We start from the raw sequence: 2,149 nt of genomic DNA on the forward strand, positions 1-2,149 counted from the left end.
GGCGACACGTGCCAGCCCGGCACCCCACACCACGGGACAAACCGGGCAAGCCGAATCACTTATGAGGGACTAAACCGCTCTGACGGATCGAGGCCAGCTGCATGTAGTTCTCGTTGACGTCGCTCACAACGCCGAACGCGTTGCGCACCGCTTCGATCCCGGTCGTGTCATTCCGGAACTTGGCCTCCACGAACAACCGGATCGGCAGCGAGAACGGCGGAACATACACGAACTCGCCGAGCGTGTCCGCCTGATGGTTCGCTCCCCTACCCTTGACGAGCAACCCGTTACCGGCCGACGTCAACGCACCATCCGGATCGTCGGCAACGTTCGTCAACAGCCGGTACCCACTTGCCCGAACCAGCCAGGCGAGGGCCTCCTCCAGAAGGTAGCCGCGGAGGGCAGGCAAGGAACTCATCGACGTACGATAGCGCCCCGTTCCAACAACAGCCGGCAATGCAACGCGCCTTGTTGAACAACACCCGCTCCCAACGGGGGACATGATGGCCGTCGTCACACCTCGCGCGTCGGCGAGCCCACTCGCTCCCTCAAGCGATTCAGCGTGCTCGGAATCCGCCACGTTTGGCCGCAGCCCGCTGGGCACGGAGCCGGGCGCCGGTGCTGTTCATGCGCCAAGCCGCAAGCTGGGTGCTCACGTCGAACAGGTCGGCGACCTGATCGTCTGTCATGCCACGCTGCGCGGCTCAAGCGGCGCCGTCTTTGGGCAGTAGCAATTCGGCGCCGAGTTCGGCGGCCTCGAACTCCTGCTCGCTGCCGCCAGGGTTCACACACCCCCGCTGGACATCGCCGGCGAACAGGATCCGGTCAAAGATGTGCTCCAGCACCACATGGGCCATCTCGTGGGCGATGTTGGAGCGGCGTCGCCAACGCCCGCCACCCCGACGTCCTCGCCGCACAACGCCGTGAACGGGCTCGCATCCGCAGCGAACGTCAACGCCGATGGGCCACACCGCACGCACCGCGGCATGACCCCCAACCCGGCCAATGTTCCCGGTCACAGCACTCATGTGAAGTGGCCAGACGCAGATGCGCAGGTAACCGGTCCCGGTCGGTTCGGCGCTCGGGCAGTCCCTCGTGCCAGTTTCCCGAGCCGGATGGCCAGCGGCTCCATCTGTCCGTGCAGCGACCGCCGATCATTTGCGTGCCGCGCCGATTGCGCGCGAGATGCGCGAGTTCAAGCTGGAGCAAGGCTTCGCCATTTCACTGAGCCAGCTGCGGGTAACGGGAGGAGGCGATCGTGATGCTGATCGGTGGCATGGCATAAGCCTCAGCCCCAGGCTTCGATCTCTGGCGTGGCGACGGGACGGCGTTCACTCCAATGAACGAGCTGGTCGTACACGGCACTGCCGGCGGGCCAGTCCTTTGCGGGCAGGCCGTCCAGCACCGCGACGAGCTTCTCCTGCGCGTCCGGGTCTGCCAACTCACTGGGCTCTTGGCTCCGGCGGCCGAGGTCGGCAAAGATGCGCTTGGCTCGCGCTGTGTCATCTGCGCCATACCCTGTCCCACGCATGAATTCGGTGATCGCCTTGCCGGGGTCGCGGACTGCGGCGGGCGGCGGGGTCGTCGCAAATGACGACAGACCACGATGCAGGCCGGCCAGTCGGGCGGCACCGACTTTGAGGTCATCTCGCACCTCGGCGGCGAGCCGGCTGATGCGTTGGCGTGCAGCGGCGGGGGTAGCACCGACGCCGTCCGCCCAGGTGCCAAGCATGCGAATGGCGACGAGTGCCTGGCGCTTCTGCGCGGCCAGTGCTTGCTCGATGCGCCGGTCGACTAAAGCCTTCGCCTGCGGGTCTTTGCTGACGATTCCGAGGAGCACGTCGGCGGCACGGTCGATGTCGTTCCCTGGAAAGGTGTCGACGAGGCCGAGCGCCTGCTGGACCAGGAGTCGCTCGAAGGCAGGGGATTTTGCGGCGACGTCTTCATCCAGCATGTCGATGGCCAGACGTGCGCCCGGGCAGATCAGCATGCCTAGGAGACTCTCGCTGTCGATTTCCGCGAGCAGGCTGATGATGCCATGTCGTTGATACTGTGTGACTGGTCAGGTGCCCGGTCGGCGAGTCGGTTTGACTTGGGTCGATTGATGTCTGGATCATGGTGGGGTGTCTGGGACTCCGTCGGTCGAGCA

At 65.4% G+C, this 2,149-nt stretch carries 3 protein-coding genes; all 3 read right to left on the reverse strand.

Going from position 1 to position 2,149, the window contains the following annotated elements; genetic code table 11:
• Positions 1-55: 55 nt before the first annotated feature.
• A complete protein-coding gene (locus tag AB0H83_RS51755) occupies positions 56-418 on the reverse strand; it encodes a hypothetical protein (RefSeq protein ID WP_360111427.1) in 363 nt (120 codons plus the stop codon).
• Positions 419-704: 286 nt separating this feature from the next.
• Positions 705-857: a hypothetical protein gene (locus AB0H83_RS51760; RefSeq protein WP_360111431.1), complete on the reverse strand. Its 153-nt coding sequence runs from the start codon at positions 855-857 to the stop codon at positions 705-707.
• 431 nt (positions 858-1,288) lie between these two features.
• Complete coding sequence (locus AB0H83_RS51765; RefSeq protein WP_360111434.1) at positions 1,289-1,990, reverse strand: hypothetical protein; 702 nt, start codon at positions 1,988-1,990, stop codon at positions 1,289-1,291.
• Positions 1,991-2,149 lie beyond the last annotated feature (159 nt).

Origin of the sequence: Dactylosporangium sp. NPDC050688, from assembly GCF_040654515.1 — a bacterium.
Classification (GTDB): Bacteria; Actinomycetota; Actinomycetes; order Mycobacteriales; family Micromonosporaceae; genus Dactylosporangium.

Excerpts from the sequence above, each read along its gene's own strand:
- AB0H83_RS51765 (WP_360111434.1), bottom strand. The coding sequence starts at position 1,990 with ATGCTGATCTGCCCGGGCGCACGTCTGGCCATCGACATGCTGGATGAA.
- AB0H83_RS51760 (WP_360111431.1), bottom strand. The coding sequence starts at position 857 with ATGGCCCATGTGGTGCTGGAGCACATCTTTGACCGGATCCTGTTCGCC.
- AB0H83_RS51755 (WP_360111427.1), bottom strand. The coding sequence starts at position 418 with ATGAGTTCCTTGCCTGCCCTCCGCGGCTACCTTCTGGAGGAGGCCCTC.